Annotated in this window: 5 protein-coding genes and 1 pseudogene; 2 read left to right on the forward strand and 4 right to left on the reverse strand. The window is 43.1% G+C overall.

What is annotated here, in order from left to right; genetic code table 11:
• Nucleotides 1-96 precede the first annotated feature (96 nt).
• Together LC574_RS23745 and nblB are read left to right on the forward strand one after the other, a co-directional pair.
• A complete protein-coding gene (locus tag LC574_RS23745) occupies nucleotides 97-555 on the forward strand; it encodes a CBS domain-containing protein (protein WP_229456025.1) in 459 nt (152 codons plus the stop codon).
• 235 nt (nucleotides 556-790) lie between these two features.
• The gene (nblB, locus tag LC574_RS23750; RefSeq protein ID WP_229456026.1) at nucleotides 791-1,456 is read left to right on the forward strand and encodes a phycobilisome degradation protein NblB; all 666 of its coding nucleotides are present in this window, start codon (nucleotides 791-793) and stop codon (nucleotides 1,454-1,456) included.
• Between the two features lie 373 nt (nucleotides 1,457-1,829).
• Here the strand turns inward: nblB and LC574_RS23755 are convergent, their stop codons facing one another.
• The 4 genes and pseudogenes from LC574_RS23755 to LC574_RS23770 all read right to left on the reverse strand — a co-directional run.
• Nucleotides 1,830-2,621, reverse strand: a complete 792-nt coding sequence (locus LC574_RS23755) for a YdcF family protein (protein ID WP_229456027.1) — start codon at nucleotides 2,619-2,621, stop codon at nucleotides 1,830-1,832.
• Between the two features lie 127 nt (nucleotides 2,622-2,748).
• Nucleotides 2,749-3,258, reverse strand: a complete 510-nt coding sequence (locus LC574_RS23760) for a hypothetical protein (RefSeq protein ID WP_229456028.1) — start codon at nucleotides 3,256-3,258, stop codon at nucleotides 2,749-2,751.
• 211 nt (nucleotides 3,259-3,469) lie between these two features.
• Nucleotides 3,470-4,999 carry an AAA family ATPase gene (locus tag LC574_RS23765; protein WP_229456029.1) on the reverse strand — a complete coding sequence of 510 codons (1,530 nt, stop codon included), beginning with the start codon at nucleotides 4,997-4,999 and terminating at the stop codon, nucleotides 3,470-3,472.
• Nucleotides 5,000-5,403: 404 nt separating this feature from the next.
• A pseudogene (locus LC574_RS23770) lies at nucleotides 5,404-5,598 on the reverse strand (elongation factor 4); the annotation flags it as partial.

A 5,598-nucleotide genomic window follows, 5' to 3' on the forward strand; every position in this document is an offset into this window, starting at 1 on the left:
GCCCAATGACAAATGACTAATGCCCAATGACAAATGACTAATGCCCAATGACTAATGCCCAATGACTAATGACTAATGACTAATGACTAATGACTAATGACAATTAAGAACTTGAGACAAAGCGATCCTATTGTCGTCCGGGTGGAAACTCCACTGAATGAAGCTATCCAAATTCTCGCAGAACGCCACATCAGTGGACTACCTGTTGTGGATGATGTCGGTAAATTGGTGGGCATTATATCAGAAACCGATTTGATGTGGCAAGAAACTGGTGTTACTCCACCTGCGTACATCATGTTTCTTGATAGCGTTATCTATTTAAAAAATCCTGCTACTTATGAACGTGATTTGCACAAGGCTTTAGGGCAAACCGTTGGGGAGGTGATGAGTAAAAACCCGATCGCTATTTCCCCTGATAAAACTTTAAGCCAAGCCGCTACAATCATGCACGATCGCAGCGTTCACCGCTTGCCAGTACTTGACGACACGGATCAAGTAATTGGTATCCTCACTCGTGGTGATATTATTCGGGCAATGGCAGCAAGTCAAGATTAGTCATTAGTCAGCCCCTTCGGGGAAGTCAAAAGTCAAAAGTCAAAAGTCAAAATTACAGCGCTTTTCAAGTAATTGAACTACACCACTCCCTACTCCCCACTCCCCACTCCCCGTCTCATCTGTGGTCTAAATACCTGAAAAATGCTGTAAGTCATTAGTCAAGAGTTTTATGACACTTGGCTATTGTCTTTACTTTTGAATCATTTTTTACACCTTTGAAAATCAGGATAACTAGATGAGTATTACTCCAGAGTCTGTTAAGCAATTGCTCAGTTCTGAGAATTTAGGCGATCGCTTACGTGCAGTAAATCAAATCCGCGAACTGGAACCTGCGATCGGCTTTGAATTAATTCAAAGTGCTATTGGCGATAGCAATTCCCGTGTCCGTTACTCGGCGGTGAGTCAAATGGATACACTCGGAACACAAGATTTACAGTTATCCTTGAATATCTTGCGCGATCGCTTGCTTCATGACTCCGAAGTAGATGTACAAGCAGCAGCAGCAGACTGTTTGGGCGCTCTGAAGTTACATGAAGCTTTTGAAGACTTGCAACACCTTTACCATACAACCGATGAATGGTTAATACAATTCAGTATTATCGCTACATTAGGAGAGTTAGGCGATCCACGAGCCTTTGAACTACTCAAAGAGGCACTTTCATCAGAAAACGAATTAGTCCAAACTGCTGCTATTAGTTCTTTGGGTGACTTGGGAGATTTACAAGCAGTTCCTTTGTTGGCTCCCTATGCTACCAATCCAGATTGGCAAATTCGTTACAGACTTGTACAAGCCTTGACTCGTTTGGGTAGTGCAGAAGCCAAATCTATATTAGAAACTCTGGCTAATGATGAAGTAGAAGCGATCGCAACTGAAGCGAAACAATCTTTGCAATCAGTTTAAGTCTATCTCAGGTTAAAGAAATTTTACCTTTTAAATCAATACGGTTCAGTTAAGGCTTATCAAAGTCAATTTTTGGCGTTGCTGATTCCATGTATGAAAATGATTTTGCATAATACCAAAATCCTTGTAGAGACGTAGCAGTGCTACGTCTCTACATTCGGATTCATACTTCAATTCAGCAACGCCTATAGGAATCATATTTGATTTTTGAAATTATCTATGTAGGTGGGGAGTGGGGAGTAGGGAGTAGGGAGTAGGGAGTGGGGAGTTTTGAATTCAGGTAATTACCGTACTTTATAGTTAATAATTCATAACCCTTGGCAGGCTCAGGGCATCGCTCATAACTCCTAACTTTCTACAACTCCTAACTTGATTAAAGCCAACCGCGTAAGCGATAAACTAAAGAACCAATGTACTCTTTTAAAGCGGTGGTAAATTGGTGCAAGTTGTCGGTATCAGGTAATAAATTTAGTATAGCGGCTTTGGGAGTGCTGCCGAGTTCTTGCAGTTCACCCTCACTAACAAGAAAGTCAGTCGGTGCAGGAATAACATTAATTTCTTGACGTTGGAAAATCTTAAGCGATCGCGGCATGTGCATTGCAGAAGTAACTAATAATACCTGATTGATGCCACGAGATGACAAGATTTTGCGGACATTTACAGCATTTTGATAAGTATTTAGAGATTCAGGTTCTTGGATAATTGCCTCAGATGGAATACCAATAGATGTCAGTATTGTTGCCATATCTGCCGACTCTGAAGAACCACTACCACGCCAATCAATGCGCCCCCCGCTTAGAATGATTATAGGCGCTCTTTTTTGGCGATACAGTTGTGCGGCATAAATTACGCGATCGCCTGATTCACTCAAATCGACGGTAGGTCTTGGAGGAAAAGCTGATTTGGTTGCACCACCCAAAACCACAATCGCTTCTGCAACTGGTATTTGGGCGCGTGGAAGATTTTGCCATTCTAGCGATCGCACTAATGATTTAGCAATCCAAGCATTACTACAAAATAGCAATAAAATTAGGGCAAAAGCAATTGCGATCGCCGCAGTGCGCGGTCGTTTCCACAACGTAACTAATGCTACTACCAAACTCACACAGGCTAATCCTAGTGGATAAAAAAATAGTGGCAGTAGTTTGGAGAGATATAAAAACATGGTGGGGAATGGGGAGATGAGGGAGATGAGGAAGATGAGGAAGATGAGGGAGTAGGAGAAGAACTATTGATTATTGACTAATGTCCAATGCCCCATGCCCCATGCCCAATTCCCAATGCCCAAATTACTACTTTTCCCAAAACCTGAAATTGATACTACTTCCAGGGGTGCGACGGTAACGGCGGGCGGTTCTTCTTGTTTGCTGTTTGTTGATCCTGTCGTTGTTCGTTGGTTCAATTTCGCCCTCTTCTGATTCTTCAACTTGCAACTGAGTTCGAGTTTCTTCCTTACTTCCCCACCAAGCAGTAATCCAGCCTCCAGCTAAAGCGCCTATTCCCCCTAGCAAGACACTCATGGGTGCTGGATACCCCAAATATACAAAGCCAAGCATGAAAAATAACCAGTATTTTAGTCCTGTATCGACACCATCAGAGGAGGCGACAGTTGACGTCTGGGGGCTATTATCAGTTACATTTGTGATCCAGCTGAGGATGAAACCGCCCATGATACCTAAGAAGATGCTCAGGGCTGGTGCGGAGCCGGTCATTATTAATATAAATATTAAAAATGCCCCAAATAACAACTGAGAAAAGAAGCTGGGAGAAATACTGAAAAGGTCGTTCTTTTTGTCTGCCATAGAGTAAAAAAAGGCTATTAACTAATTACTAATGACGCTCTCTACGAGACGCTAAAAGCGAACGCGGACTCGCTAACGCTACGCTAACGTAATTCCTAATTTTCCATTTAATTACGAATTACGAATTACGAACTTGTACTGAGCTTGTCCTGAGCGTAGCCGACTTGTACTGAGCGGCGTCGAAGTAAGGGCGTAGCCGAAGTATTACGAATTATTTTAATTGTGCCTGCTGCGGTAGAGTTGTATCCAAAATCTTTACGTAAGATTGTTCTTCTTCAGTAAAAGGTTCGGCTTGTTTGATTTGTGAGTCTAATAAATCGGCGGTGGCATCAGCGATATCACCAGTGCGGTTGTTCAGACGTTCTTTTATAACTTCAAGGGGTGCTGTGCATTGGATAATCTGAAGGGAAAGTTGGTGCTTTGTAGCTTGAGCGATCGCTTCTTGCCGCAACTGTTGGCGATCGTACTTGGCATCCAAAATTACCGAAAAACCTTGTTGAGCCAGGATAATTCCCAATTCCAATAGCCGTGTGTAGGTTTTTTCGGTCATCTCAGGGGTATACAAATCATCGCCACCTTTTTGCCACAGAGGAATTCCCCCTAAATGTTTCCGCACCGCATCAGAACGCAGGTGAATCGCTCCCATTTGACGCGCTAAATGCTTTGCTGTAGTACTTTTACCAGAACCCGACAACCCCGACATCAAAATTAGTTCTCCCAGCTTTGGTTTAGTGTATTCCCAAGCCTGTTTGTAATACTCAGCAGCAGTTTTTGTTGCTTCTTCCTTTACCGTCGCGGGTACACTCGGATCGTCTAGCAAAAATGAAGTTACCTTCGCCCGAACATAAGCCTGACGGCTCAAATACAAGGGTAGCACCTGTAAGCCTTCCCAGTCTCCAGTTTGCTCAATGTATGAATTCAAAAAGGCATTACCCAAGTCTTTGCGCTGCCGCGCTTCCAAATCCATCACCGTGAACGCCACATCGTACATTACATCGACAAAGCGAAACGGCTCATTAAACTCAATGCAATCGAACAGCAGGATTTTATCGTGCCATAGGGCAATATTTCTCAGGTGTAAATCCCCGTGACATTCACGAATATAGTTGTTGTGAATTCTGCTAGCAAATAATTCTGGACGTTCGGCAAAAAAGTTATCTGTATATTGCTTTGTTTCTGTAAATTGCGCCTGAGTCTGGGGGGCACCAATATACTTTTCAGTTTGCTGATAATTCTCGTCAAATGCAGCCCGAACTTTTGGGACTTCACCAAAACTGCGAATATAATCATTCGTCTGTGCTTCGGCATGATATTGAGCCACCACCCGTCCCAACTCATCTAGATGTGTCTCATTCAACTTACCCTGCTCAAAAAGTGTACTTAATAGCGACTCTTGAGGAAACTGGCGCATCTTCAGCACATATTCTACAGCCTCGTCAGTTCCCCCTAACTGGTATTGCTCTCCTACCAAAGTTATGGGTAAAACTTCTAAATACAGTTCACCTGCTCCCCGTTGATTCAACCGTAACTCTTCCTGAGAAAAATGTTGCCGCTTCTCTAAGGTGGAAAAGTCTAAAAAACCAAAATTTATAGGTTTTTTTAGTTTATAGGCGTAATCCCCAGTCAGCAGCACATAAGAAATGTGGGTTTGAACTAGTTGAATAGGTTCTGTTACCGGATGGGGATAAAATCCAGGTTGCAACATTTGCTCAATAAAAGCTGGAAGAGTCGCTTCTGTCATCTCTGTCCTCTGCGGTTCAAATACAAAAAACCAGGAGTTCCCCCCTGGTATCATCAAAAATTATTACACAGTTTACCAATTGAGTGCTGATAAGCTAATGCACTTACATATTGCGCTATTTTCCGTGAAGACTAGGGCTATTTTATTCTCATCTAGCCCGCCTCAGAATGAATTCTGAGGCTAATAGCAAAAGTCCACTAAAGTGGACTAAAAGCCTTTCTTAGTCCACTTTAGTGGACTTGGACTAAAAGCCTGTGAACTTCAGTTCTGGGCGGTTTATGTCTAGAACGAAATAGCCCTGGCTTTGTTGCCCTACCTGCAACTCAGACTCTAATTCATTCTGAATTCTGACCGGAGGCGGAGCGTCTCCGGCTCCGCTCCTGACTCCTGACTCCTGAATTCTATCAGCTTTGATCCAAGCGCAGTACTGCCATAAAGGCTTCTTGCGGTACATCCACAGTACCCACAGATTTCATCCGCTTTTTACCTTTTGCTTGCTTCTGTAATAATTTCTTCTTCCGGCTGATGTCACCACCGTAGCACTTGGCTAACACATCTTTCCGCAAAGCGGGGATATGTTCGCTGGCAATAACTTTACT

This window comes from Nostoc sp. CHAB 5715, from assembly GCF_020829685.1.
Lineage (GTDB): Bacteria > Cyanobacteriota > Cyanobacteriia > Cyanobacteriales > Nostocaceae > Nostoc.

Excerpts from the sequence above, each read along its gene's own strand:
- LC574_RS23745 (WP_229456025.1), top strand. The coding sequence starts at position 97 with ATGACAATTAAGAACTTGAGACAAAGCGATCCTATTGTCGTCCGGGTG.
- nblB (WP_229456026.1), top strand. The coding sequence starts at position 791 with ATGAGTATTACTCCAGAGTCTGTTAAGCAATTGCTCAGTTCTGAGAAT.
- LC574_RS23755 (WP_229456027.1), bottom strand. The coding sequence starts at position 2,621 with ATGTTTTTATATCTCTCCAAACTACTGCCACTATTTTTTTATCCACTA.
- LC574_RS23760 (WP_229456028.1), bottom strand. The coding sequence starts at position 3,258 with ATGGCAGACAAAAAGAACGACCTTTTCAGTATTTCTCCCAGCTTCTTT.
- LC574_RS23765 (WP_229456029.1), bottom strand. The coding sequence starts at position 4,999 with ATGACAGAAGCGACTCTTCCAGCTTTTATTGAGCAAATGTTGCAACCT.